The 26,477-nt window shown below is 44.1% G+C and carries 21 protein-coding genes; all 21 read right to left on the reverse strand.

The features are described 5' to 3' along the window. Nucleotides 1–13: 13 nt before the first annotated feature. The 21 genes from spoIIGA to mraZ all read right to left on the reverse strand — a co-directional run bounded on the left by spoIIGA (nucleotide 14) and on the right by mraZ (nucleotide 26,099). On the reverse strand, nucleotides 14–949 hold the full coding sequence (gene spoIIGA, locus TY16_RS19175; RefSeq protein ID WP_043933411.1) for a sigma-E processing peptidase SpoIIGA: 936 nt from the start codon (nucleotides 947–949) through the stop codon (nucleotides 14–16). Between the two features lie 551 nt (nucleotides 950–1,500). After that, complete coding sequence (gene cstA, locus TY16_RS19180; protein WP_043933412.1) at nucleotides 1,501–3,294, reverse strand: carbon starvation protein CstA; 1,794 nt, start codon at nucleotides 3,292–3,294, stop codon at nucleotides 1,501–1,503. 121 nt (nucleotides 3,295–3,415) lie between these two features. Beyond that, complete coding sequence (locus TY16_RS19185; RefSeq protein WP_043933413.1) at nucleotides 3,416–4,147, reverse strand: LytR/AlgR family response regulator transcription factor; 732 nt, start codon at nucleotides 4,145–4,147, stop codon at nucleotides 3,416–3,418. After that, nucleotides 4,128–5,903, reverse strand: a complete 1,776-nt coding sequence (locus tag TY16_RS19190; RefSeq protein WP_043933414.1) for a sensor histidine kinase — start codon at nucleotides 5,901–5,903, stop codon at nucleotides 4,128–4,130. Before TY16_RS19190 ends, TY16_RS19185 begins: the two co-directional genes overlap by 20 nt. 115 nt (nucleotides 5,904–6,018) lie before the next feature. Continuing rightward, nucleotides 6,019–7,155, reverse strand: a complete 1,137-nt coding sequence (gene ftsZ / locus TY16_RS19195) for a cell division protein FtsZ (RefSeq protein WP_043933415.1) — start codon at nucleotides 7,153–7,155, stop codon at nucleotides 6,019–6,021. A 111-nt stretch (nucleotides 7,156–7,266) separates the two neighbouring features. Next, complete coding sequence (gene ftsA / locus TY16_RS19200; protein ID WP_043933416.1) at nucleotides 7,267–8,553, reverse strand: cell division protein FtsA; 1,287 nt, start codon at nucleotides 8,551–8,553, stop codon at nucleotides 7,267–7,269. Nucleotides 8,554–8,672: 119 nt separating this feature from the next. Next, the gene (locus tag TY16_RS19205) at nucleotides 8,673–9,035 is read right to left on the reverse strand and encodes a small basic family protein (RefSeq protein ID WP_043933417.1); all 363 of its coding nucleotides are present in this window, start codon (nucleotides 9,033–9,035) and stop codon (nucleotides 8,673–8,675) included. Beyond that, complete coding sequence (locus TY16_RS19210) at nucleotides 9,035–9,715, reverse strand: DUF881 domain-containing protein (RefSeq protein ID WP_043934844.1); 681 nt, start codon at nucleotides 9,713–9,715, stop codon at nucleotides 9,035–9,037. Before TY16_RS19210 ends, TY16_RS19205 begins: the two co-directional genes overlap by 1 nt. Before the next feature lie 114 nt (nucleotides 9,716–9,829). After that, entirely contained in the window at nucleotides 9,830–10,561 is a 732-nt protein-coding gene (locus tag TY16_RS19215; protein WP_043933418.1) for a DUF881 domain-containing protein, read from the reverse strand. Continuing rightward, nucleotides 10,509–11,300 carry a cell division protein FtsQ/DivIB gene (locus TY16_RS19220; protein ID WP_043933419.1) on the reverse strand — a complete coding sequence of 264 codons (792 nt, stop codon included), beginning with the start codon at nucleotides 11,298–11,300 and terminating at the stop codon, nucleotides 10,509–10,511. Before TY16_RS19220 ends, TY16_RS19215 begins: the two co-directional genes overlap by 53 nt. A 156-nt stretch (nucleotides 11,301–11,456) precedes the next feature. Then, nucleotides 11,457–12,365, reverse strand: a complete 909-nt coding sequence (gene murB, locus TY16_RS19225; RefSeq protein ID WP_043933420.1) for a UDP-N-acetylmuramate dehydrogenase — start codon at nucleotides 12,363–12,365, stop codon at nucleotides 11,457–11,459. Nucleotides 12,366–12,451: 86 nt separating this feature from the next. Then, nucleotides 12,452–13,555, reverse strand: coding sequence for an undecaprenyldiphospho-muramoylpentapeptide beta-N-acetylglucosaminyltransferase (murG, locus tag TY16_RS19230; protein ID WP_043933421.1), 1,104 nt, complete (start codon nucleotides 13,553–13,555; stop codon nucleotides 12,452–12,454). Nucleotides 13,556–14,714: 1,159 nt separating this feature from the next. After that, nucleotides 14,715–15,821: a stage V sporulation protein E gene (gene spoVE / locus TY16_RS19235; protein ID WP_442853232.1), complete on the reverse strand. Its 1,107-nt coding sequence runs from the start codon at nucleotides 15,819–15,821 to the stop codon at nucleotides 14,715–14,717. Between the two features lie 80 nt (nucleotides 15,822–15,901). Next, nucleotides 15,902–17,251: a UDP-N-acetylmuramoyl-L-alanine--D-glutamate ligase gene (murD, locus tag TY16_RS19240; protein ID WP_043933422.1), complete on the reverse strand. Its 1,350-nt coding sequence runs from the start codon at nucleotides 17,249–17,251 to the stop codon at nucleotides 15,902–15,904. Beyond that, nucleotides 17,251–18,225, reverse strand: a complete 975-nt coding sequence (gene mraY / locus TY16_RS19245) for a phospho-N-acetylmuramoyl-pentapeptide-transferase (protein WP_043933423.1) — start codon at nucleotides 18,223–18,225, stop codon at nucleotides 17,251–17,253. The genes murD and mraY overlap by 1 nt, the downstream gene beginning before the upstream one ends. Nucleotides 18,226–18,385: 160 nt before the next feature. After that, entirely contained in the window at nucleotides 18,386–19,849 is a 1,464-nt protein-coding gene (locus TY16_RS19250; protein WP_043933424.1) for a UDP-N-acetylmuramoyl-L-alanyl-D-glutamate--2,6-diaminopimelate ligase, read from the reverse strand. Between the two features lie 136 nt (nucleotides 19,850–19,985). Next, entirely contained in the window at nucleotides 19,986–21,908 is a 1,923-nt protein-coding gene (locus TY16_RS19255; protein ID WP_043933425.1) for a stage V sporulation protein D, read from the reverse strand. A gap of 136 nt (nucleotides 21,909–22,044) precedes the next feature. Next, complete coding sequence (locus TY16_RS19260; RefSeq protein ID WP_043933426.1) at nucleotides 22,045–24,249, reverse strand: penicillin-binding protein; 2,205 nt, start codon at nucleotides 24,247–24,249, stop codon at nucleotides 22,045–22,047. Next, nucleotides 24,250–24,606 carry a cell division protein FtsL gene (gene ftsL / locus TY16_RS19265; RefSeq protein WP_043933427.1) on the reverse strand — a complete coding sequence of 119 codons (357 nt, stop codon included), beginning with the start codon at nucleotides 24,604–24,606 and terminating at the stop codon, nucleotides 24,250–24,252. Nucleotides 24,607–24,673: 67 nt separating this feature from the next. Next, nucleotides 24,674–25,606, reverse strand: a complete 933-nt coding sequence (gene rsmH / locus TY16_RS19270) for a 16S rRNA (cytosine(1402)-N(4))-methyltransferase RsmH (protein ID WP_043933428.1) — start codon at nucleotides 25,604–25,606, stop codon at nucleotides 24,674–24,676. Nucleotides 25,607–25,667: 61 nt separating this feature from the next. Further along, nucleotides 25,668–26,099 carry a division/cell wall cluster transcriptional repressor MraZ gene (gene mraZ, locus TY16_RS19275; protein ID WP_043933429.1) on the reverse strand — a complete coding sequence of 144 codons (432 nt, stop codon included), beginning with the start codon at nucleotides 26,097–26,099 and terminating at the stop codon, nucleotides 25,668–25,670. Nucleotides 26,100–26,477 lie beyond the last annotated feature (378 nt).

Below are 26,477 nucleotides of genomic sequence, written 5' to 3' on the forward strand. Positions count from 1 at the left end.
GAGTATATTTATATTAACTTGCTACACCGGGCCCGTTATCGGGTACTCCGGACAGTAGTTTCGGATGGACAATGCATTCAAAGGAGCCATCAGCAGATAGCTTTTGCATAGTGAAGGATACAAGAGCCTTCGTTGTTGTATATGACTGCCCGTTTGCATGAATTGAAACTTTATCAGGCCTTATTGCAACGACCATCTGATGCTCTTGTCCAACTACTGAGTAAGGAACTATTCTCATCCGGCCTTCCCACCCCTCAGGGATGGCTTTTTCACTGTTAATCATTTCATCAGCTGAAGCTGTAAACATCTTAAAACTTTGAGGCAATTCCTCGATTCTTTCCTTTATGGATGCAAACATGACAGGCAGCCGTGATAAAGGATCATAAAGCTGATTGCCACTGTCTACCAGACCGGAGAATTGAAAACACTGTTCGTTGATAGTTATTTCTACAGTTACGAGCTGATCGTATTTGATTTTTGCCATTTCAATGTTTCCAATGCGATTTTTCGAGAAATGCCAAGCAATCGGAAAGCCGAGTACAATGAACAGCCAACTGACCGGGTCCCCCAGCCCCGCAGAAGCCGATGCAAGGAATTCGGAAGCAGCTCCCTCTGCAGTTTGAAAATAATAATGGGCGCCCATTAGCGCTCCGCCTATCAGGAAAGTTGAAAAGTATAAGGCCAGGAGTGCTGAAAAGAAAAATTTCAAATGTCTGTACCCGAATGAAGCGAGTACCATCATGATCGAGAATGCAAATTTCGTTAACGGATGGGTTGCATAGTAACCAATTGAAGTGAAATGAAGCAGAATGATCAGCGAACCTAGAAGACCACCAGCTGCAAGCCGCCACATGCTGACTCGACATTTTATAATCAGCGCGGCAAGACTAAGCAAAAGGCAATCAAACAAAAAGTTCAAAGCCCATATAACATCCAGATAAACAGTCACACGCTCCTCCTTTCTCCCACTCTTAACGGGAAGTAGAACCCCACCTCAAGATTCAAAGGTAAACAAGAACATTAGCGGGGAATAACAGCCCGTAAAGATCTGATTGATGAACTTAGATTTTTCATGGAGCTTCAGGCTTTGGAAAAACCAATCCCGCTTTGTGCGAGACTAACCATCAGTGAAGGGTGGCAACCCCCAACTGAAGGAAGGTTCACTTTTTTAAGACCTCAAATTAGGGAACCGTGTTCTGTTTACGAAAAAGTATAGCCTATCTAAGAGTTGGAAGTGTGTCACTTCCTGTAAGTGAAATTAAGGAAATTTCAGCTGATGTATGCAGTTTTTGTCAGTATTCCTGTCATAATTATGAATGAAAAGCGGGAAAATTCTTTTTATATTCTTCTCAATGGGATATCTGTATAAGGGGAAAATAGGAGTTAAACTGAAATAACGGAAAAAGAACCGGGTCAATTTTCCCGGTTCTTTTGCTCATTAATAATGTACTTTATTTAGCAAGGAAGAAATTTCATCCAGCTTATAAAAACTTTAAATACTTATGCTGCTTTTGCATCCAACAGCCTCGTCGGAGAATTCCAAACTTCAATCCATTTCTTGATAGCTGTAACCATGATTACTATGCCAAGTATCAGCATAATGATTGATAATATACCGTTCAGAACATTGTACCCTGCTGCTGCAGTGTTCAGGTAGACATTCGTAATCATCCAGTACCCTGCGTAATTGACTGTTACAAATAGATATGCCAATGGAATTAAACATGTAAGCATATAGCGGCGCTTGTCCGCAATTTTCAAGATAACGGTAGCTCCGATAATCAAACCGATTGAAGCCATCAGCTGGTTGGATACGCCAAAGAGTGCCCAAACCGAACCGATATCACCGGAGTAAAGGAGATACCCCCACATAAAGCACGCTAGCGCGCTAGCAAAAATGGATCCTGGTACCCAATCAGTCTTCTTCAAAGGCTTGTAAAAATCGCCAAAGAAGTCCTGAATTAAGTAGCGGGCAACACGGGTACCCGCATCAATTGCCGTCAAGATAAAGACAGCTTCAAACATGATGACAAATTGGAAGAAATACGAGGCAAGATTGCTGAACCAAGGGATTTCAGTAAATATATACGTCATCCCAACTGCCAAAGTAACAGCACCGCCAGTACGCCCTTCCAGGTCAAGTCCAATTTCCCTGGCCAATTCAGGTAGGTTAACGACGTTCATACCCAGAGTTTTAAACACTTCAGGGGTAGAGTTAATTGCAAAGTAATCTCCAGGATGAAGTGCTGTTGCCGCAATCAAGGCCATGACACCTACGAGAGACTCGACCAGCATGGCACCAAAACCGACTGCCTTAATATCGCTCCAGCGGTCAAGCATTTTCGGCGTTGTACCAGATCCAACGAACGCATGGAAACCGGAAATAGCACCACAAGCAATTGTGATTGAAATAAAAGGCCAAACAGGGCCGGCAAGAATCGGTCCGCCTCCACCGATAAATTCGGTAAGTGCTGGCATTTCAATTGCAGGATTAATGAAAAATACCCCGATAATCAAAGCAATGAATACACCGATTTTCATGAAGCTGCTCAAGTAATCCCTTGGTGCAAGCAGCAGCCAGACAGGCAGAGCCGCGGCAAAGAATGCATAGATTGGAAGAATAATAGCAAGTGTTTTAGTATCTAAGGTTAACAACTCGCCTATGGCAGTATTCTGAATAGAAGGCCCTGCCAGAACACATGCCATAAGGACAATAAAGCCCACTGTAGTAGAAACCTTTAAGTTGCCGGTCTTTTTATAATAAAGACCCATTACCATCGCAATCGGAATGGTCACACCGACGGCGAAAGTTCCCCACGGATTGTTCTCAAGTGCATGGAGGACAACCATAGATAAGCCAGCCATCGTGATTGTTATGATGAATAACATGGCAAGGCCTGTACAAAAGCCAGCAACCGGGCCAAGCTCCTCTTTCGCAACTTCAGAGAGCGACTGTCCCTTCTTACGCATTGATGCAAATAGAACAACTGCATCATGGACAGCACCACCGATAACCGCGCCGATTAAAAGCCAAAGCAAACCTGGCAAATAACCAAACTGCGCTGCAAGGATTGGCCCTACCAGAGGCCCTGCTGCGGCAATCGCTGCAAAGTGGTGGCCAAAAGTGACCCATTTGTTTGTAGGGACATAATCTTTACCATCGTTCAGTTCATGTGCTGGTGTTGGTTTGGAATCGTCCAGTTTTAACACTTTTACAGCCATGAAAGTTCCATAAAGCCTGTACGCAATCACCAAAACACAAATGGATCCGATGACTATAGAAATCGCATTCATCTATATAACTCCCCTTTCCTTTTCAAGACGATTTTATCGAAAGAAAGCGCTTTATTGTGCGTTTTCGGATAAAATGCAGAAATTCCGGGGTAAAAAGCAAAAAGTTCTGATTGAAATGCAATCAGAACCCTAAAATTGATTTTATTTCCTTTGCATATGTCCGGCTTACCGGAACCTTCTCGCCGTTTTCAAGAATGAGATTATAAGTCGAATTAAACCACGGTTCAATTGCCTTCACTTTATCAAGATTGACCAAATAAGACCGATGAACCTTGCGGATGTCAGGATTCTGCAGTTTTTTTTCAAAACTGATTAATGGATCAGCGGTTTCCAGCCGGTCCTTTTCTGTCACAATTATTGTTCTGCCTTCTAGAGCACTAATATAGACAATTTCCTTGACATTGAGAATCAAGATTTTATCATCAGCTGAGATGGCAAGTCTTTCTGGCTTATTGATTATTCTTGGATTTAATTCCTGTTTTATTGGTTCCTTGATTATCAGTTTTTCAAGCTTTTCAATGGTCTGGCGGACTCTATCTCCATCAAATGGCTTTAAGATATAATCAGCTGCATTGAGCTCAAACGCAGTCAATGCATAGTTGTCATAAGCTGTCGCAAACACGATAAACGGGGGTTTCTCCAGTTGATTTATCCACTTTGCAATTTCAAGGCCGGTTTCTTCAGCAAGCTGGATATCTAGGAAGATAACGTCCGCGCCTGCCTTTTGCAATCCTGTCAAAGCCTCACTTATATTCTCGGCTTCCCCTGCAATTTCAACATGTCCTGTATCTTTAAGCAAAAATGCCAGTTCGTCCCTGGCTAGCGGTTCATCGTCAACTATAAATGCTTTCAAGGTTTTCTCCCTCCTTTTTGAAATAGGATAACGGCAAGCCGATTGTTACAGTTGTCCCAATACCTTCTTTGCTTTCAATCTTGAATGAGCCGGAATGGCCGTACAGCTCTTTTATCCTTTTTTTGATATTCCAGAGGGCAGTGCCGCTCCCCTCCTCAGATTCAACCGTATCCGCTCCAAGAATTTGAAGCTTGGCAGCACGGATTCCATTTCCATTGTCCCGCGTGACAATATACATTTTTCCTTCTTCTGAAAATGCAGTGACTGTCACTCTTCCAACAGATTTTCGTTTGAACGCATGGCGTATGGAATTTTCAACCAGAGGCTGAAGGATAAATGGTGGAATTAAACTCTCCTGCAAGTCAGGGGCCACGTCGATTTCCACCTTATATTTATCAGGGAAGCGGGCCTGCTCAAGGGACATATAGGCTTCGAGATGCTCAAGTTCCTTTTTAAGAGGTATCAGCATGTGATTTGCTCCCTGCAGATTGCTCCTGAAAAAAGTACTTAATTTCAACAATAACTTCCTCGCCTTTTCCGCATCAGTCCGAATTAGACTTGAAATCGTATTCATTGAATTGAACAAGAAATGCGGGTGTACCTGTGCCTGAAGGGCTTTGATTTCAGCGTCTTTCAAAAGCCGCCGCTGCAACTCTGCGTCTCCAAGCTCCAATTGGGTTGAAAAGAGCTTGCTTAGGCCTTCTGCAAGCTCACTTTCAGCCAAATCCAGCCTTTTTGGGTTTTTATAATAAAGCTTGAGTGTTCCAATCGTCGTTCCATTGGCTTTAAGTGGCAGGACAATGGCAGCCTGAAGCGGGCAGCCCTTATGATTGCATTGGATTTCCTCAGTGGACTTGGCCTTGAGGATTTCTCCTTCGGAAATAACTTTTTTTGTTAAAAGAGTCACCATTTTCTGCCCTGCAATATGATGGTCCCCACCCTCTCCAACATGAGCAAGAACTTCATTCTGGTTGGTTATGGCAATCGCATCAGCGTTCGTCCATTTAAGGATAATGGTTGCTGCATTCGTTGCAGATTCGGTCGATAACCCCTGTCTGAAGAAAGGCAGTGTCTGCTGGGCAATATATAGAGCTTTATGTGTTTCGAGTACACGTGTCCGTTCTTCTTCCTGAAGCATCGCCTGAATCATTAGCATAAACAGCAATGTACCAAAGGCATTAATTGAAATCATTGGTATAGCAATCAGACTGACCAGTTGATATGCTTCGTCAAAAGGCCTGGCAAGAAGAAGTATGATTCCCATCTGTGCACCTTCCATTAGTAAGCCAATTATCACTGCCTTCATATCAGAGTTTTTGCCTTTCACATCAAAACGCCTGCCTATAAGGCCGGCGACAACTCCTGCTATTAAGGTTGAAATGGCGCACGCTTCAGCGGTAAAACCTCCAAGTGTTAAACGATGAAGACCAGAAACAAGCCCAGCACCAAAACCGACAAGCGGACCGCCCAGCAGGCCCCCGATTGCAACCCCCATGATTCTTGTGTTTGCAATAGCCCCATCATCTTCAACTCCAACCTGCCAAACCTGCGAAGTTATTTCGCCATGGTCAATCTCAATCCCTGTATAATTGCTGATTATCCCGAAAAGCCCAAAGATCAGAATAAGCATCATCTTCTCTTTCAGACCATGCTCATTATGGATGACCTCCCTGAAGGAACGCATCCTCGAAAGCAGGAATGTGACAATAATCAGTATTCCTACTCGTTCTAACATTAATGGAAGCAATTCAGCCATTTATGCATCCACTCCTTACTTTCTTGAGGAGAAATTTGCAATACTACTTGCATTATTTCACCTTAACCTTGAAAAACGGCATGCCCTTGGGGCTATGCCGTTTGTAGAGATGAAATTATCTTCTTCTGTTACGGTTGCGCAGGAAGGTTGGAATGTCCAGAGCATCTTCCTGTGATACAGATGAAGGTCTAACCGGCTCCTGGACAGGTTCCTCTCGCTTTGGTTCCCTTTTCACAGTCCCCATTGGCGCCTTTTGCTGTCCAAATGACGGTCTTGCTGAAGGCCTTTGTTGGATTGCTTCTTCATTGAAACCTGTTGCGATAACAGTAACAAGGATTTCATCCTTCAAATTTTCATTAATGACCGAACCGAAGATCATGTTGACTTCCTGGTCCGAAGCGGATGCGACAATATCAGCTGCTTCCTGTACTTCATATAGGCTCAGGTTTGATCCCCCTGTGATATTCATCAGGACACCCTGTGCTCCGTCAATTGAAGTTTCAAGGAGAGGTGAGCTGATTGCCTTTTTTGCTGCCTCAGCTGCACGATTTTCACCTGAAGCTACGCCAATGCCCATCAGCGCGGAACCTTTGCTGGACATAATTGTTTTTACATCCGCGAAGTCAAGGTTGATTAGGCCTGGAACCGCGATAAGGTCGGAAATACCCTGGACCCCTTGGCGCAGGACATTGTCTGCTTCACGGAACGCTTCGAGCATCGGAGTGCTCTTGTCGACAATTTCAAGCAGCCTGTCATTTGGGATAACAATCAATGTATCGACCGCTTCCTTCATTCCCGAGATACCCATTTGAGCCTGGCCCTGGCGCTTTTTGCCTTCGAAGGTAAATGGCCTGGTGACAACTCCAACTGTCAATGCGCCAAGATCCCTTGCAATTTGTGCAATGACAGGAGCAGCCCCAGTGCCTGTCCCTCCGCCCATGCCTGCAGTAACGAATACCATGTCGGCTCCGCGAAGCGCTTCTTCAATTTGTTCTTTGCTTTCTTCAGCAGCTTTTTTCCCTACTTCGGGATTTGCGCCAGCCCCCAGTCCCCTGGTCAGCTTTGCGCCAATCTGCATTTTGACTTCTGCTTTGGAAAGGTTCAAAGCCTGTGCATCCGTATTTACAGCGATGAATTCCACCCCTTGGACGCCATGTTCAATCATTCTGTTTACTGCGTTATTCCCGCCGCCTCCAACACCAATTACTTTTATGGTTGCTAGCTGGTCTAAATTTGTATCAAACTCCAACATGCCATATCCTCCTAATTCGTCCAATTTCCGTGTAATGGGAATACCTGTCCCTTAATGGCCCGATTTGGCTAGCTGCCTGCTGGAGAACCCCCCACTTAGCAGGCAGTTGCCTTATTCAAAAAAGTAACCCAGGAATTTTTTAACTTTTGATGTCATTTTCTCTTCGGGCTGCTTTTCCTGCTTTGGTTTCGGCTGCTGCTTAACCTGTCTCTTCTCTTTCTGCTCGGAACCCTGAGGAATTTTTACAGATTGGACTGTGTACCCTTCCAGCCTGTTGTTTCTCGCAGCGTATTTGATGAGCCCGACACCACTTGTATATTGAGGCTCCCTAACCCCGATATAATCGGGTACAGCCTTTCTTACCCTGTTCTGGAATACTGCCTGGGCAAGATCAAGGATACCATCTATGTTGGAGACCCCTCCAGTCAGAACGTATCCCCCTGGCAAGTCACGTATACCCATTCTTTTAAATTCATGAAGTACAAGCTCGAAAATTTCTTCCAGCCGCGCTTCGATGATTTCGGAAATTTCAAGCTGAGTGAACTGCTGGTGCTGGTCGCTCCCGATTACAGGGACACTGAACACTTCTTCACCAGATGCATCCTCGTAAAACGCATGTCCATATTTAATCTTGATTTTCTCAGCGTCCTCTGTTGAAGTCCTAAGGACAATTGACAGGTCCTTAGTTATATGGTCCCCCCCGATAGGGATGACACTTGTGGCTTTAAGGTAGCCCTCTTCAAATACAGCGATTGTCGTGGTGCCTCCCCCTATATCAACAAGGGCTGTACCAAGGCTTTTTTCATCATTTGAGAGGGAGAACATCCCGGCCGCAAGCGGCTGGAGTGTAATATCGAGTACCTCCAGATTGGCACGCTCCACACATCTTAGTACATTATGTAGGATTGTCTTGTAGCCTGTAATAATCGTACCTTCCATTTCAAGTCTTACACCCATCATATTGATTGGGTCATTAATTTCATCCTGTCCGTCCACTATGTATTGCCTTGGGACAACATCAATAATTTCCCGTTCAGGCGGTATCGAAACAACCTTTGCGGCATCCTCGACACGGTAAATATCCTCACGTGTAATTTCCTTATTCTCGCTAGATACGGCAACTACTCCATGGCATGGCTGAAGCATAACATGATTGCCAGTGATACCGACAATGACTTGGCGAATCTCCATTCCTATCATTCTCTCAGCCTGTTCAACTGCTTTATTGATAGAATGAACCGTTTCTTCTATATCAACAATGGCACCCTTCCTGAGGCCAGCTGATTTTACATTGCCAACTCCGATAATATTTAACGAGTCATTGACTTTTTCACCAATGATCACTTTTACACTGGATGTACCGATGTCAAGACTAACAAATATTTCATTGCTGTTCATCCTATGGCACCTCCTTTAGAAACCCTTCTATTTCTACTTTTTATTGTTCATAAGATTGTAAATATATATTTATATTATAAAAATATTCGTCAGAACAAAATGATTCCCTTTAAAAAAAATCAATTTTTTTCTGTTTTTTCACGAGCTGTTGACCATTTTGTCAATAATAACCTTCGGATTACGGCAATATTTTGAAAAAGCCGGACTCCAAAAGCAAAAACAGCAGCTAAGTACAAGTCTACACCAAGATGGACTCCCAGAAAAGCTAAACTTGCCGCAAGGATGATGTTAAAAAAGAACCCGGAAACAAATACTTTTTCATCATAGATATTTTGAAGATGGGCCCTGACTCCCCCGAAAAGGGTATCCAACGCTGCTAAAACAGCGATTGACAAATAATTAGAGTATTCATCGGGAATCCTGATGTCGGTCATAAGACCGAGTATCACCCCAATAATAAGGGATAACAGCGGAAGCCACATTATGGTTTGCCTCCTTCACCGGATCCGGCCGGTTTCATATTCGATACCTGAATTTCGCTATCATATGCTTCGATTTTAATTTCCTGAATAGGTTCAGAGATTGTCAGTCTTAGATTTTCAATGAAAAACTCTTCCGCCGCCTGGGAAGCTTTCATTTTATTGGACAATTTTTCGGCATCCATTGCATTTTCCGCCAAGACCTTGACTTCAATCGGCAGCTTACGAAGGCTATGGCCATCAATTCTCGTTTCCCCGCTAATCTCACGGATGACGGTTGAATTGATTACTCGCTGCCCATCAATCGAGATATGTTTCGCTTCATACATATTCAATTCATTTGTAAGCCGCTTTAGTAAATCTGGAGTAATCGTGTTACTGATAGGATCACCAAGTATAACCTCTTCGAAGACAGGTTCAATCGTCAGAATGATTCCGGGGCCGGCTACTTCAGTCATTCCGGCTTCCTGTTTCAATTCCTCTAGCGTTTCCTTCAGGACCTGTCCCTTACCTTGCTGTCTCATTGTCTCATATCCTGCAAGTTTTTTCTCGGTAGAACGAATCTCAGACAGTAAATCTGATTGAAATTTCTTTTCTTTAAGCAAATCTTCCCTTAGCTGCCAAATATCCCGGGTATCACGCGCTATAGGCTCCTTGATTGACTGGAATTGAATTGCAATCATAAATCCAATAATGGCAGCTATTATTGCAAAGCTTGTGATTTTATTTTTGGGTTTGTCCACTGTGTTCACCTTACCTTTTCTGTGGACATTATACTGTGGCGAAACTACACCAGCTTACAGTATCGGATCCAAGGAAATCAGATCGTTTTTTTCCAATGTGAATATAATGTTATCATTAACCAGTTGATCCCTGATTCCGCCCGTCATATTCAAAGCTGCCTCCATTACCCCAGGGTCCCCTATTGCTGTGACTACAAAAGGAGCCGGGTGCTGTGTTCCATCAACGGTTATAACTGGACCGTTGCATACAATGTAAGATTGGCTAGTCAGCCTCTGGCCATTAATTGCTACAGCAGAGGCACCTGAAACATATAATTCATTTACAACTTTGAATACGTGATACTCGTGGACAAGATAATCATTGATATTGGGCTGATCAGCATCATACTCGCCATCTTCAAGCGTAACTTGCACCCCAGGCCCTTGTACTTTAACCCTGCCAAGAAACATTCTGTACTTTTCAGCTTCCTCAGCTATTTTGGAAAAAGTCTCCTCTTGGTTTGAAAGAGCTTTTTCATTTTCAAGCACCTGTGCTTGCTTCTTGTTAAATTCCTTTTGCAGTTTACGGTTAGTTTCTTCCAAAGATATCAACTGATTTCTCAGGCCTAATGTCCGATCATACTGTTTCCCGGTAACAGCGGGATTTCGTTCTTCATTCTCGACTTGTGTTAAATGATAAGAAAAGGCCATCATATATCCAAGTACAAGGCATACAAGGGATAGAATTACTTGATTACCCTTCACCTTCAGTTTCTTCAAGGCCTTCCTCCCCTTCCTCCTTTTCATATGCCCTAAAAAACGAACCAACTTCGAGGTCAATAACTCCCTTAACTTTCGGATCAAGCTGACTGGCAATGGATGGATAATGAACCATTTTATCAACAAATGTCCGCAGTGAGGCACTGACTTCAAATCCGTCATTCATAAACAGAGAAATATGGTATTCATCTGTCTTTTGAGGGGTATAGTGGATTTCAGAAATGGAGTTATAAACTTCTGCGGGAAGATTTTCAAGTGATTTACACATCACATCCAGGATCTTGCCTTCTTTAAATCCTGATAGTACAGGTGCATTCACTGTCAAGGGTGCTCCCTCTGTATCTTTTAGTATCCGGCCGTTTTCCATGACAGGATAAAAATCTGATTCTTTGACGATATATGCAATCCGTTTATATTCCTTGATATTTATCATAATCGTATTAGGCAGCTGAAGTCCCACTTTTGCATCTTTTATTTCAGGAAGCTTTTTCAATGTATCTCGAACCTTCTGCTTGTCCACTTTCCAGATATTCGTCGCGGCGGTAATTCCTGTGGCTTTTACAATTGTCGCTTCTGTATAGGCCCCATTGCCGCGGACTTCAATTGTTTTAACATGACTGAGGGGAGATTGAATATAGATAACGCACAATATAAGGATAAAAAACATGAACAGCAATAAAATAAGCCTTCTGTTTGCCTTTTTCCGCCTTTGCTCCTTAAGCTTTGGAATTCTGTCTTCCAAAGTAAGAACTTTCCCCTTTTGCATGCATTCCACCTCCGCCCAAGCTGGTGCCCAAATCTTTTTTAATTGAAAACAACGGCACGTTAGTTTCATGCCGTCGTTTCTGCAAACAGCTTTTTAACCAGATTTCAATGGAAATATTATAGCACACAAACACCAGCCATTAAGATATATTTCCTGCTATTTTCTGCCGATTATTTCAACTTCTGTTTCCATCTTAATATCATATGATTCCAGAATGACATCCTTGACATGCTGAATCAGGGCAAGGACATCCTCTGCCGTTGCATTTCCATCATTCACAATGAAATTCCCATGCATTTCAGAAATTTTCGCTCCGCCTATCCGGTGCCCTTTTAATCCTGCAACCTCAATTAGTCTCCCAGCATAGTTAGGGAGCGGATTCCGGAAGATACTTCCCGCGCACGGGTAATTCCATGGTTGAGTTTCTTTTCGGTAATCTTTATTCTTCTGAAGCTCTTTAACGATGGCCTCTTTTTCTCCTTGTTCGAGCTGAAAGACTGCTTCGACAACGATTCCCGGCCGTTTCTTTTGCAATACGGAGGAACGATAGGAAAATTCAAGTTCCTCATTCGAAAGCCACTCCATGCTTCCATCCTCAAATAGGATATGGGCTTTCTTGAGGATTTTGCTGATATCCGACCCGTGGGCTCCCGCATTCATATATACCGCACCCCCGACCGAACCCGGGATGCCGCCTGCAAACGCTAAACCTTTTAACCCTTTCCTGCTTATGGAAGTTGCCATTGAAACAAGTGATTGCCCGCCCCCCGCAGTTACCTCAGTTCCGTTAATTTCCAGCTTATCAAGACCAGGACCGAGTTTCACAACTATACCTTCTATTCCTTTATCGGAAACAAGCAGGTTCGAACCTCTGCCTATCGCCCTCCAGGGGACATTGTGGTTACGAACAATTTCCATTGTCTTGAGCAGGTTATCCACGGAAGATGGCTCGACAAACAAATCTGCAGGCCCGCCAATTTTTATTGTAGTGTGGCCGGCCAGTGGTTCCATATTCTTTACCTTGCCTACACCGGCAGATTCCAATTCTCTTCTCAGCTCATCCATAAGATCCTCCCTATCTTTGTGTAATAGAGTTATTGCATACTATGCAATGTAATTCATTGGGTTACAGCCCATTCCATGCCTATATCCTATCTTATTTTTTGGGAAACAAGATCCCGCATGACCTTGTAAAGCCTTTCGGCGGCATCCTGGACCCCAAGTTTACGTGCTTCCTTAGCCATGGCTGTTAATTTTTCTTTATTCAATGTGATGCTATCAATGGTGCTGACCAGCTTTTTACCTGACAGTTCTTTTTCTGCCAGAAGTTCTGCCGCCCCTTTATCACTAAGGGAGAGCGCATTTTTTTCCTGATGGTTATCGGTTACATACGGACTAGGGATCAGGATAGCCGGGATACCAAGCGAAGTCAGCTCTGCCAGGGTGGTTGCACCTGCACGAGACACAACCAAATCAACGCCTGCTAATACATCGGGCATGTTATGGATAAATGGTTTAATAATTACGTTGTCGGGGCTGCCAAGCAGCTCTGCTTCCTTCCTAACATCCTCATAGTGGACATCGCCTGTGACATACAGAACCTGATATGGTTTTGAAGCAAATTCTCCAAGGGATTGTACAACCGCCTCATTAATAGGACGAGCGCCCCTGCTGCCTCCGAAAATAAGAACTGCAGGCATTCCGAGCTTGAGACCGGTGGAAAGGCGCCCTTTTATTCCGTCGCGCCCTAAAACCTCCGATGCTCTTGGGTTTCCAGTGAACACAACCTTCTCTTTAGGAAAAAAGCTGGCAGCTTCCTCAAAGCAGATTGCTATTTTGTTCACATAGCGGCTTAGGAATTTATTTGTAAGCCCTGGTAAACTGTTTTGTTCGTGGATCACTGTAGGTATCTTTAGTTTGGATGCAGCATAAACGACCGGCCCGCACACGTAGCCGCCAGTACCTATCACGATATCCGGTTTGAATTCTTTAAGGATTGCTTTGCTTTTTTTGACACCCGTTAGGAATCTCCATACTGTTTTAATATTTTCAAAGGATAGCTTTCTTTTAAAGCCTGTTATATGTATAGATGCGAATGGAATGTTCTCCCTTGGAACGAGTGTGCTTTCAAGTCCTTTTTCGGTGCCGATATAAAGGAATTCTGCATCAGGGTCCTTTTTTTGAATTTCTCTAACAAGTGCAAGTGCCGGATAAATATGTCCACCGGTACCACCGCCGCTAATGGCGATTTTCATGTTTCCACCTCTTTTTTATATCTTTCAATGCAATGCCAGCAGGGCAAATAGAAAAGCGCAAGCGCCTTCGTGACAGGCAAAAAACGCCTGTCCCTGCGATGATTAATCACAGAAGCTTTCCTTTGTGTTTAGCGCCGTATGGACTGGAGGGCCTCGAAGGAGAAAAAGGAAACACGATAAGCGCAAGCGAATCGATGTTGACTTATCGTAACGAGGGGACCGAAGTACACTAGGCGCTAGGCGCTCCTCGAAAAAGCTACCGCTTTTTCTTCGTGCGATGCTTATGCTGCCGAAGCTTTCCTTGTGGAGCTAGACAGCTCTCAACAAAAGATATACATTCATATCTTTTGAAAAAGCACCCACTCTATTTACCCCCATTCTACTATACTTTAAACCAGGAAACATCGAAAAACACTAACGTTTCTATGGAATCACTGTAGTTTTTTTCCTAATGCTTTACCGAACCATAATCCCTTAGGTAGTAATGGAAGAGGATAAGTAACGACTTAGAGTTTCTGTTCCGCTTTTTCATTGAAGACATTTTGACATAATCTCCACAGCAAAATATCATCAATCGGACTCCTTGGCAACATTTTGAGCCGATATCATTAGCAAAATGTAACCAATAAGCTTTCTTGATACCGTTTCAACCTATTTTCCACGGCAAAATGTAACCAATAGGCATTCTTTGATAAGGCCATAACCATTTGCCTCAACCAAAGGTACGACTGTGTCGGTATTATTATTGTCTCCACTATAATTTCTATCTTTATTTAATCTAACTATAAAGCTATGTTAAATAACGTTTTGATTTCCACTCCACAAAGGGAAGCTTCCAAGAATAATCATCGCAGGGACACAAAGGAAAGCTCCTCGGAAAAAACATCGCAGAGACATGCGAATTTTGCATGTCGCGAGGCTGGTCTATGCCTGTCACGAGGCACTTCGCTTTCCGTGGGGCAGGCGGTGAGCCTCCTCGTCGCGCTGCTCCCACAGGACGTTGAATAATCTTCCCTGAGAAGCACCGCAGGAGAAAATGCGCTTTTTGCATTTTCGAACTTCGCGCCTTCCGCTCCATTCAACAATGCTAATAAAACAACAAGAACCTTTAACACAGCTATCTATAAAAAAGAGACCCTATAAAGGATCTCAGTCGTTATTAAATTTTTACATGCCGGCTTATATTCAATAGCACACCAATTGCCATTAGCATCAAGGTTAGCGAAGACCCTCCATAGCTTAAGAACGGCAGGGTGATCCCGGTGACAGGCATAAGTCCGGTTACAACACCAATATTGATCATCACCTGGATAGCAACCATTGCAATGATTCCTACTGCCAGGAAACTACCGTACAAATCGGGGGCACCAAGTGCGATTCTGATTCCCCTCCACAGAAGCAGGGCAAATAGAATCAAAATGAATGAGCCTCCGATAAATCCAAGTTCCTCTGCCAAAATGGCAAAAATGAAGTCCGTTTGCGGCTCTGGTAAATAGAAGAACTTCTGCCGGCTTTCACCTAGCCCCAGACCGAACAATCCACCCGGGCCAATTGCGTATAATGATTGAATCATTTGGAAACCCGCACCAAGCGGATCTGACCACGGGTCTAAAAACGAAGTAATCCTTTTTATCCGATAGGGAGCCGAAATAACAAGAGCCGCAAATCCAGCAATCCCTAACAGCCCCAAGCCGGCAAAATGGAGGATCCGCCCTCCGGCGACAAAAATCATCACGATGCAGGTTCCAACCATAACAGTTCCTGTTCCGAGGTCCGGCTGAAGCATAATCATTGCAAAAGCGAGAAAAACGAGGCCGAGTGAAGGAACGAGCCCCTTCCTGAACGATGTAATCATTTTTTGTTTTTCAGATAAATACTTTGCCAAAAAGGCTATCATCGCAAGTTTCATAAACTCGGAGGGCTGTATTGAAAAAGCTCCTACCCCAATCCAGCTTCGGGACCCGTTCCGTTCAACACCAATGCCGGGAATCAAAACAAGGACGAGCAGGACGAAACAAATGATGACAGCCACTTTTGCCCAGGTACGCCATGTCTGGTAATTTACATTCATAATAAAAAACATCGCAGCAATCCCAACTCCCGCAAAAAGCAATTGCCTCTTTGCAAAGAAGAAAGAATCACCGAAATTAAATTCCGCCTGAATTGCACTGGCACTGTATACCATCATAAGGCCTGTGGCCAGCAACGTGAACGTGATGATCATAAGAATTATATCAGGAGTATTCTTTTTTACTGGCACCGCCATACACCTCTGCCCGCTAATTTAGGGCTTTCCGGCAGGGCCGGGCATTAACTTTGCCGGCCCACAGAAGAGACAAGCCCTTACTAAAGCTTATGCACGGCCTCGATAAACATGTCGCCACGAACTTCAAAAGTTTTATATTGATCCCAGCTTGCACAAGCAGGTGAAAGCAAAATCACATCACCTGGCTCTGAATGCTGGAATGCCACCGGAACTGCACCCTCAACATTATCGGCACGGATAACAGTTTTTATTCCAGCGGCACTCGCTGCCTTTTCGAGTTTTCCGGCAGTTTGGCCAAATGTGACGAGGGTCCGGACATTTTTCAAAGCAGGAATCAATTCATCGAATTCATTTCCCCGGTCAAGCCCTCCAGCCAGCAAAACGACAGAGCCTTCAAACGCCTCAAGCGCTTTTGTTGTTGCGAGGATATTCGTTGCCTTTGAATCATTATAAAATTTTCTTCCATCCTTTTCGGCGACAAACTGGAGACGATGGCGGACACCTGTAAAGGTTGTCAGCACCTTCCGTATCGCCTCATTGCTTGTACCAGAAAGCTTCGCTGCGGCAATTGCAGAGAGAATGTTCTCAAGGTTATGCGCTCCTGGTAAGACGACTTCTTCACGAAGAATGATTTTCTCTCCCTCAAAGCAAAGCCAGCCATCACTTTGATAAGCTCCTTCACCAAGGTCCGTTGTAGCCGAAAATGGAACAAGCCTTGCCCTGGAAAGTCTGGCAATTGCTGCTACATCTTCCTGATCCGCATTATAAATAAAATAATCCGCCTCATCCTGATTTCTGGTGATGTTCGCTTTTGCTGATATATACTCTGCTCTTGTACCGTGATAATCAAGGTGGGCATCATATAAATTAGTCAGAACAGCAATTTTCGGCTTGAACTCATCAATACCCATCAACTGAAAGGAAGATAGTTCAATAACAATCGTATTGCTCTTTTCTGCCTCTTGGGCGACACCAGAAGCAACTGTTCCGATATTCCCGGCGATTAGCGGACGTCGATCGCCTTCGTTCAGCATGTCAAAAATCAATGTGGTTGTCGTTGTCTTTCCGTTTGTTCCAGTAATTCCTATAAATGGAGCTTCTGAAATTTGATAGGCTAGTTCTACTTCAGTAATAACCGGTATCCCCATTTCAACAGCCTTTTTCACAAGAGGGTTTGAATAAGGGATTCCAGGGTTTTTAACGACAAGTTCAAATCCTTCATCCATCAATTCTGCAGGGTGGCTGCCGCAAATTACCTTGATTCCCTGCTCAAGCAGGCCTCTGGCTTCACTATTTTCAGAGAGTGGTTTAAAGTCATTGACCGTCACAAAAGCACCGAGCCGATGCAGCAAGTCTGCTGCACTGACTCCGCTTTTGGCCAGGCCTAGTACCAGTATTTTTTTATGTTTATAGATATCTATCTTCTTCACTATAACCACACCTCGATATAAATTCCAAGTATCGCAAGGAGTAACCCTACAGACCAAAATGTTACAACAACACGCCATTCAGACCAGCCCGACAATTCATAATGATGATGCAGCGGGCTCATCTTGAAAATACGTTTCCCTGTTGTTTTGAATGAAATTACCTGGAGGATAACAGAAAGTGTCTCAATGACAAATACTCCGCCAATAATCAGGAGTAACAGTTCAAGCCCGGTAAGGATAGATACAGCGGCTATTGCCCCGCCAAGTGCAAGCGAACCCGTATCACCCATAAATACTTTTGCCGGGTGGGCATTGAAGACAAGAAATCCAAGTACCGCGCCAACGACAGCAACAGAAAATATTGCCAGTTCAAACTGCGATTGATTCCAGGCGAGAACAGCAAAAGCACCAAATGCTATTGCGGCCGTTCCGGAAACGAGACCATCAAGTCCATCCGTCAGGTTAACTGCATTTGAGAAACCTACCATCCAGAAAATGACGAACACCAGATAGAACCAGCCTAGATGCAGAGAATAGTCAGTAAACGGTATATTCAATTCGGATGGAAAATCATTTTGTCGATACATTAGATAAAAAATCACCGAAATAATGATTTGTCCCACTAACTTTTGTTTTGATGTCAAGCCGAGATTCCTCTTCATGGCTACCTTGATAAAGTCATCAAGGAATCCGAGGAGGCCAAAGCCTAATGTAACGATGATAAGCATATAAGTTCGCGCGGTCGGTTCCGCGAATTTAGAAATCATAACAAGGGAAGTCACAACGACCGATAAAAGGATCATGATTCCGCCCATTGTTGGTGTACCTGATTTTTTCTGGTGGGATTTTGGCCCTTCCTCCCTAATGCTTTGACCGAACTTAAGGCGCCTAAGGAACGGGATGAAGATAGGAGAAAGTAACACTGTTACCAAAAAACCCATCAGGATAGTAAAAAAGATAACCTGCTCAAGCATTGCAAGCCCTCCTTCCGGGACAAACGGACGGGCAAATGCCACCCGCTACAGGTATATCATATGTTCCATCCCACAATGCGAGAAGAATTTTTTCTGAAAAAACATCTAGTAAACAATTCATATCTCTGTCTATACTCCAATTTCAATAAATTATTTTAAACTACTTACTGTTAGCCACGGCTTCACGGGCAATGATTCTGTCATCAAAATCATATTTTACACCCTTGATTTCCTGATACGTTTCGTGGCCTTTCCCTGCTATTAGGATGATATCTCCTGCCCGGGCTTGGTTTACTGCATATTCAATTGCCTCTTTGCGGTCAGGAATTACTTTGTAATCCCGGCCATTAACCCCTTGTTCCATATCGCGGAGGATGTCAAGCGGATCCTCAGTTCGGGGATTATCAGACGTCAGGATTGGGTCCGTAGCGTTATCACAGGCGATTTTGGCCATTAGCGGGCGCTTCCCTCTATCACGGTCGCCTCCACAGCCTACTAAAACAAAGACCCTCTTTTCCGCAAACTCTTTCACTGTTTTTAAGACATTTTCCAGGCTATCCGGTGTATGGGCATAATCAACGATAATCGTAAAATCCTGGCCCGCGTCAACAAGCTCAAATCGCCCCGCAACACCTTTGATACTCTCAATTGACTTAATTGCTTCACCTATGCTGATTCCGGAACAAATCGTTGCACCAATTGCAGCAAGTGAATTATACACATTAAATTTACCAATCTGTTTCATGGATACCGAATAAGTCTGTCCGGCTGCATCCAGGATGAATGAAGTCCCCTTTGGAGAAAGCATAATATCCCTAGCCCGGAGGTCTGCCTGATTATCAATCCCATATGTAATGACATGCGCTGCAGTTGCACGCTTGAAATCAAGTGATGCCGGGTCATCAGCATTCAGGATGGCAAATTTGGGGTGTTTGTCTGAATAAGCATTTCCAAGCTGGGAAAACAGAAGGCTTTTCGCATGCTTATAGCTTTCCATAGACTTGTGATAGTCAAGGTGATCCTGGGTCAAATTTGTAAAAACAGCCACATTGAAATCGGCTCCATGGACCCTGCCTAAATCGAGAGCATGGGATGATACCTCCATCACGGCATGCTGAATTCCCGCATCCGCCATACTGCGGAACGTTTTTTGCAGGGCCAGGCTTTCAGGTGTTGTATTTTTTGCCTCAAAGACTGTTGTGCCTATCCTGGTATACATCGTCCCAATAAGACCGGTTTTTTTATCTGCATCCGCAAATATTTTTTCTATTAAGTGGCTTGTTGTTGTTTTGCCGTTCGTCCCAGTAATCCCCGTAAGATGGAAGCTTTGGCTTGGATGCCCGTAAAATGCATCGGCAAGTACAGCCATCGCCCTCATTGAATCTGGAACAATAATTAAAGGAACATCTACATCCAGGTACCTCTCAGCGATGATGGCTGCCGCACCTTTATCAACAGCTGATTTAGCATAGTCATGCCCATCAACAGTATATCCTTTAATACAGATAAACAGGCTCCCCTCTAGGACCTTTCTATTATCATTTTCAATGGACGTAATGTCCGGATTCTCCCCTGCGTATGGACGGAGCAGGTGGAGATGTCCAAGAAGTTCTTGCAATTTCATACTTTCAATCCTCTCCCAGCTAGCAATCGATTCTTATTTTACATTATTCATCTCTATTTAGCCATTAATCACGAGAATTAATCATTGAATTTCCGCCATAAATGCCAAGAAGGCGGAGGAACCCCCCGCCAGCCTTTTATTCTTCTTTTTGACCAAAATAAAGAATGATGGTTGAGCCTTCTTTTACTCTAACGCCCGCTTGCGGCAATTGTTTTACAACCACATCGCCCTCTCCTTTTGATTCTATTTTCAAATTCACCATTTGTTCGGAGATTTCTTTTTTCGTCAACCCTTCAAGTTCTGGCATTTCAAGCATCGGCACATCCGACCAGGTCATTTTCTTTTCGATTTGGTCCTTACTTGGTGGGACGCCTATTGCGCGTAGGGAATCCTTCATGATATTTCCAACAATTGGCGCGGAAACGACTCCCCCAAATTGAACAGTTCCTTTTGGATTATCAACCGCAACATAGACGACAAGCTGTGGATTATCAGCAGGTGCAAAGCCGATAAAGGAGACAATATGGTTGTTTTCCAGGTAGCGGCCGCCCTGTGCCTTTTGGGCAGTACCTGTCTTCCCGCCAACACGGTAGGAATCGACAAACGCCTTCCCTCCTGTCCCCTGGGCGACAACACTTTCAAGAGCATGCCTGATTTGTTTTGACGTCTCTTCAGATATGACCCTATGCTTCAGCTTCGGGGAATTTTTCATAACAACTTCTTTTGTTAAAGGATCGATAAGCTCCTTTGCAATATATGGTGTATACAAATATCCACCATTGACAGCAGCGGAAACAGCCGCAACTTGCTGAATGGGTGTTACAGAAACACCCTGACCAAATGCCGTTGTCGCTAGTTCAACAGGCCCAACGCGATTGATGTTAAAAAGAATCCCTGTTCCTTCACCCTGAAGGTCAATGCCTGTTTTTTGGCCGAACCCAAATCCTTTAACATAGCCAAACAATTTTTCCTTGCCAAGCCGCTCCCCAAGCTCAACGAAACCCGGGTTGCAGGAGTTCTGGACAACTTCGAGGAATGATTGGCTGCCATGGCCGCCGCGCTTCCAGCATTTCAGTCTCGCGCCTCCAACTTCAACAGACCCGGAATCATGGAAATGGTCGTTTTTCAAATCTACCTTCCCTTCTTCAAGCGCAGCAGCAAGGGTAATGATTTTGAAGGTCGATCCGGGCTCGTATGTACTCCAGACAGGTAGATTCCGATTATATACTTCCTGTGGTACATTGCGGAAATTTGCGGGATCGAAATTCGGCCTGCTCGACATGGCAAGAATTTCACCATTATTCGGATTCATGGCAATCGCAATGATTCCATCCGGGTTGTAGGCCTTTTGAGCGATATCAAGCTCTCTTTCTACAATGGTCTGTATCTTTGTATCTATAGTAAGCCTCAAGTCCAGCCCATCAAGCGGGGGCTGGTAATCATCGGCCATATCGTTCATCCTTCTGCCTTTTGCATCGGCATAGAATTGCACGGACCCCTTTTCTCCGCTTAATTCTTTGTCGTAAAACAACTCCAGTCCCATTAACCCTTGGTTGTCGATACCAGCAAATCCCAGTACATGCGAAAGATAGCTTCCATACGGATAGTGCCTCTTTGAGTCTTCACCGATATAAATCCCTTTTAAGCCAAGCGACCTGATTTCCTTTGCTTTTTCGTGGGAAATCTTCCTCCCCGACGGCAGCCTAATGATGGATTCTTTTTTAGTCAGGCTTTGAAGCGTTGCCTCTTTTGACGAATTCAAGATAGAGGCAAGCTTTTCTGCTGTTGCTTCCGGATCCACAATTTGTCTCGGGACAATCCAGACTGTCGGGGCACTGATATTCGTTGCCAACGGTACACCATTCCGGTCGACTATTTCACCACGTTCAGGAGCAAATGGGATATCCCTGCTCCAGGAGCCCTTTGCTCTGTCAGTCAGCATATCTCCTAAATAGAACTGTACGTACCCAAGCCTGACATCAATAATCAGGAATACCATGATTCCGATAAATAAAGCTGCCAATAAGCGCCTGCGTACTGTCACATTTGAAACCCGCATTTAGAATGCTCCCCTTTCATCGATCCTCCTATAAATTTGCCGATACTTGGACAAAAAGAAGGACATGCTTGTTCGTTCATTCTTATGCGGGTCTTGGAAAAAATAGAATGCCGGCGGAGAACCCCGCCGGCAAAATTCATGACCTTACATCTGTTTTCTTTTCTTCTTTATCATCATTCAAACTTTCAATTGGAGTCTCAAGCTCAAGGGTCAGCATATCCCCTTTTTTCAAAGCGGTGCCCCTGGTGATGCTTTGCTTGGCAACATATCCAGAACCTTTGTAATCAAGATTAATGCCAGCAAGGGTTGCCACTTTCATTGCATCGCGAAGCGACCATCCCTTCATATCCGGCATCGTTGCGTTACCTGTTGTAAGCAAGATAATTCGTTCCCCTTCCAGGGCAGTTTCCCCTGGCGCTGGAACCTGAGTTTCGATTTCACTTCCTTTTCCAATGATGACCGCTTCAAGTCCCTTATCCTTTAGTGATTTCACAGCATTAGACGAGGGCTCTCCTGTTAAATCCGGAAGTTTAACGGAAGTAGGTGCTTCCTTGGTCGATGGTTTAATGTTCAGATATTGAAGACTGTTTTTCATTACGGGGTTGAAAATCATCGAGACTGGAATTGACCCTTTGGAATAATGATCAATTTCTGGCTGTTGGACAGCAACATACACAACCAGTTCCGGGTCATCCTTTGGTGCCATGCCTAGGAATGAAAAGATATAATCTCCCGGCCCGTCCAAATATCCCCCTCCCTGGGACATTTCCGCTGTTCCTGTTTTCCCAGCTACACTGTAGCCTTCAATGTTATATCGGTTACCAGTTCCTTTCTTGGAGGTAATGACCGTTCCAAGGATATCCCGAACTTCTTTTGCAGCAGCGGCGGTAATCGGCGTTCCCGCGACCTGAGGCTTCTTTTCTTGGATTTCGCCTGTATCAGGGTCTACTACTTTTTTTATGACATATGGTTTCATCATTTTGCCATCATTGGCTATCGCAGTAGCAGCCTGGATTTGCTGAATTGCGGTAATGGCTGTACCCTGTCCAAAAGAAGTGGTGATTTTTTCAATCGGCCATTCGTAGCGGAGCTGGCTTGTTGCTTCATCCGGCAGATCAATACCGGTTGGCTTATCAAGCCCGAATTTTGACAAATACTCCCTGAAGGTTTCAAACCCCAACTTTTCCTTGGCAATCTTGGCAAACGCCACGTTAGATGAACGCTGGACACCTTCAAGATATGAAATCTTGCCCCAGCCTGTCCAGTTGTGGTCACGAATGGGTTTGTCTCTTTTTGTAACCTGGTAAGACCCTGATTGAAATTGCTCATTGGGGTTAAACTTTCCCTCGTTTACAGCCGCAGCAAGAGTGAAAATTTTCATCGTCGATCCTGGTTCAAATGGATATTCTATCGCTTCGTTAAGCCAGGTTTTTTCCAACCCTTCCCTTGTTTCAGGATGAAAAGACGGCCGCTGTCCCATTGCAAGAATTTCGCCTGTTTTTGGATCGGCGACTATTGCGATTATTTTTTTCGGATTGTATTCCTCGACTACCTTATTCATGGAATCCTCAAGGAACGTCTGGATTTTTTTATCAAGCGTCAAATATATATCCTTGCCGTTATCGGGAGGGGTAACGATTTCTTTGCCGTCCGGGAGCAGATATCCCCAGACATCACTTTCGAATTTGATTTTCCCATCTTTGCCTTTAAGAATTGAGTCCATTGACTTCTCAATCCCCAGCCTTCCAATATTCCTTGTTTCTTCACCCTTTTTCTCAAGCTTTTCAACAAAGCCGACCAAATGCGAAGCAAAGACGCCATTCGGATAAAAGCGTTTTGAATCTGGCTGAAAAATAATCCCGGGCAGCTCTTCTTTTTCTATCTGCATTTTCGTTTGATAAGAGATATCCCTTCCGGCTTTACCAAATTCGACCTGGAACAGCTCAGGGTTTTCTTCTTTTTTAGAGAGGATTCGTAAAATCTCGCTTTCATTCAAATCAATATATTTCGCCAGGGTTGCAGCAGTTTTTTCCGGGTCGACAACATGCCGTGGCTTTTTTGGATTGGTTGTCATTTTTTTATCAAGGATAGCGACAAGGTTGTACGACACGGTGTCCTCAGCGACAACCTCGCCGGATCTGTCCATGATTGTCCCTCTTCTTGCCTCAATGGTGTCCTGTCTCATATGCTTTTGCTCCGCCTTGGCAGCAAGCGGCTGTCCGGCAGCTTCCCCAGTGATGCCAATAACGGAAAAACGGTATAGTACGACTAAAAAGAGCAGGAGGAAAGTGAAAAACAATCCAACTGCTCCCCTGTTTATATTAGGCTGTTTCTTTGGCATTTAATGCACAACCTTGACTTTTTTGTCATCAAGTGTAAGGCCTTTTTCCTGAGCTTTTTTCATAATCCGCTCATAGCTGCTTAATTCCTGTTTGAGGACTGTTAGATCACCATTCTGCTTTTCCTGCTTGCTGATTGCCACTTTCATTTCCTGGATATCCTTGTTGGTTTGATAAATTTCTGCCTGGGTGGAGATGATTTGCACAGCACCTAAGCTTAGGAATGCCGCAAATAACATCCATATGAAACGTTCCCCCGGAGTTACCTTTTGCCATGTCGACCTGCGCCTCTCGGGTTGGGCCGCCTGTTGTCTTTGCTCATTTTGCTGTTCCTGGAGCTTTCTTGCCAAACTGCTCATTCGTTCCCCTCCTGATTCACTATTTTTTCCATAGGCATATCCTGGACCAGTGTCTCTATTTTTTCATCTAAAGTTTTTCTGCTATTCTTAATTTTGCCGATCTTGCGCGATTATTCTCTTCAAGCTCATGCTCTCCTGGTACAATCGGCTTCCTGTTTACAAGCTTGAGAATCGGCTTATATTCATCTGGGATGATCGGCAGTCCGTGCGGTAATGGCGGTGTTTCCGAGGCCTGTTTTAATGCCACCTTGCAAATCCTGTCTTCAAGCGAATGAAAGGTGATAACCGAGATGCGGCCGCCCGTATTTAAAAGCTTGATTGCCTGGTGAAGAGACTTTTCGAAAACTCCAAGTTCATCATTTACAGCGATCCTGATGGCCTGGAAAACTCGTTTGGCAGGATGGCCTCCCGTTCTCCGGGCCGGTGCTGGTATGGCTTCCTTAATTAGATCGACCAGTTCTGCCGTGCTTTCGATCGGCTTTTTTTCTCTTGCCGCTTCAATTTTTCGTGCGATTTGCTTTGAAAACTTTTCTTCTCCGTAGCGGAAAAAGATTTTGACCAATTGCTCGTATGACCAATGGTTAACTACATCGTAGGCAGATATGTCGCCCTCAAGGTCCATCCTCATATCCAGAGGGGCATCATGATGGTAACTGAAACCACGCTCCGGTGTATCAAGCTGGGGAGACGAAACCCCCAAATCATATAGCACACCATCAACACTATGTATCCCTATATTCTCCAATTCACTTTCAAGATGAAGGAAATTGCTTTTGATTATTGTTAGCTTGTCCGTATAAGCAGAAAGCTTTTCACGAGCATGTGCGATTGCTGTTTCGTCCTGGTCAAAGGCAATGAGTCGGCCCCCGGCACCAAGCTGCTGGGCAATCTTCAAGCTGTGCCCCGCGCCTCCAAGTGTACAATCGACATAAATTCCATTTGGTTTAATATTCAATCCTTCTACAGCTTCATCCAATAATACTGTTGTATGTTCAAACATCGTTAGCCACCCTTCCAATCGAACGATACAAAAAAGAAATTATTCCAGAATAATATCCCCTCTATATATCGAACCCAATCATATTTTCTGCGATTTCAGCAAAAGAATCCTCGGATTCCTGGAAATATTCTTCCCATAACTGCTTGCTCCAGATTTCAATTCGATTGGAAACACCTAAAATCACACATTCTTTCTGCAGTTGAGCATAGTCAAGTAATGGAGCAGGTATATTAATTCTTCCCTGCTTGTCTATTTCGCTTTCAGTCGCGCCGGAAAAAAAGAACCTTGTAAAAGCGCGAGCATCTTTTTTTGTAAGCGGGAGAGCCTTCAGTTTCTCCTCAATCTCACTCCATTCAGAGAGCGGGTAACCAAACAAGCATCGGTCAAGACCACGGGTTATGATGAACATCTCCCCCAGATTGTCCCTTAACTTGGAAGGAACGATCAGGCGGCCTTTATTATCGATGTTATGATGGTACTCACCCATGAACATACCCGTTACCCCCACTTTCTAATAAGAATGTACCACAATCCTCCACTTTCCTCCACTATTTTTTATAATTACTTTATTAAGTTGGTATACAATTCTGACTATGATGGTTCTGCATTATCTATCAAAGATAGACAAAAATCGTCAAAAACCGCGGTGTATTGCGGGATTAAAGGATTAGACTACCTCCTATAAAAAAAGATTTAATGGAAAAATCTGCTGTCTATAACGGAATAATCTGTCTAAAGAAAAATAGACTAAAAACATTGCTAAAAAGATAAGCTCGATGCCACCACCTGTATTGTTCTTACAATTTATAAAAGTGGGAACTTATGAATTTTGGTAAGAAAACAATGTCAGAGTGGGTGGTAGTGGTGGATA

This window comes from Bacillus sp. EB01, assembly GCF_000613125.1.
Lineage (GTDB): Bacteria > Bacillota > Bacilli > Bacillales > Cytobacillaceae > Bacillus_D.

Coding starts and splice junctions, on each gene's coding strand:
- cstA (WP_043933412.1), bottom strand. CDS start 3,294: ATGAATGCGATTTCTATAGTCATCGGATCCATTTGTGTTTTGGTGATT.
- TY16_RS19190 (WP_043933414.1), bottom strand. CDS start 5,903: ATGGCTGAATTGCTTCCATTAATGTTAGAACGAGTAGGAATACTGATT.
- ftsZ (WP_043933415.1), bottom strand. CDS start 7,155: ATGTTGGAGTTTGATACAAATTTAGACCAGCTAGCAACCATAAAAGTA.
- ftsA (WP_043933416.1), bottom strand. CDS start 8,553: ATGAACAGCAATGAAATATTTGTTAGTCTTGACATCGGTACATCCAGT.
- TY16_RS19205 (WP_043933417.1), bottom strand. CDS start 9,035: ATGTGGCTTCCGCTGTTATCCCTTATTATTGGGGTGATACTCGGTCTT.
- TY16_RS19210 (WP_043934844.1), bottom strand. CDS start 9,715: ATGATTGCAATTCAATTCCAGTCAATCAAGGAGCCTATAGCGCGTGAT.
- TY16_RS19215 (WP_043933418.1), bottom strand. CDS start 10,561: ATGAAAAGGAGGAAGGGGAGGAAGGCCTTGAAGAAACTGAAGGTGAAG.
- TY16_RS19220 (WP_043933419.1), bottom strand. CDS start 11,300: ATGCAAAAGGGGAAAGTTCTTACTTTGGAAGACAGAATTCCAAAGCTT.
- murB (WP_043933420.1), bottom strand. CDS start 12,365: ATGGATGAGCTGAGAAGAGAATTGGAATCTGCCGGTGTAGGCAAGGTA.
- murG (WP_043933421.1), bottom strand. CDS start 13,555: ATGAAAATCGCCATTAGCGGCGGTGGTACCGGTGGACATATTTATCCG.
- spoVE (WP_442853232.1), bottom strand. CDS start 15,821: ATGGCGGTGCCAGTAAAAAAGAATACTCCTGATATAATTCTTATGATC.
- mraY (WP_043933423.1), bottom strand. CDS start 18,225: ATGCTTGAGCAGGTTATCTTTTTTACTATCCTGATGGGTTTTTTGGTA.
- TY16_RS19250 (WP_043933424.1), bottom strand. CDS start 19,849: ATGAAATTGCAAGAACTTCTTGGACATCTCCACCTGCTCCGTCCATAC.
- TY16_RS19255 (WP_043933425.1), bottom strand. CDS start 21,908: ATGCGGGTTTCAAATGTGACAGTACGCAGGCGCTTATTGGCAGCTTTA.
- TY16_RS19260 (WP_043933426.1), bottom strand. CDS start 24,249: ATGCCAAAGAAACAGCCTAATATAAACAGGGGAGCAGTTGGATTGTTT.
- ftsL (WP_043933427.1), bottom strand. CDS start 24,606: ATGAGCAGTTTGGCAAGAAAGCTCCAGGAACAGCAAAATGAGCAAAGA.
- rsmH (WP_043933428.1), bottom strand. CDS start 25,606: ATGTTTGAACATACAACAGTATTATTGGATGAAGCTGTAGAAGGATTG.
- mraZ (WP_043933429.1), bottom strand. CDS start 26,099: ATGTTCATGGGTGAGTACCATCATAACATCGATAATAAAGGCCGCCTG.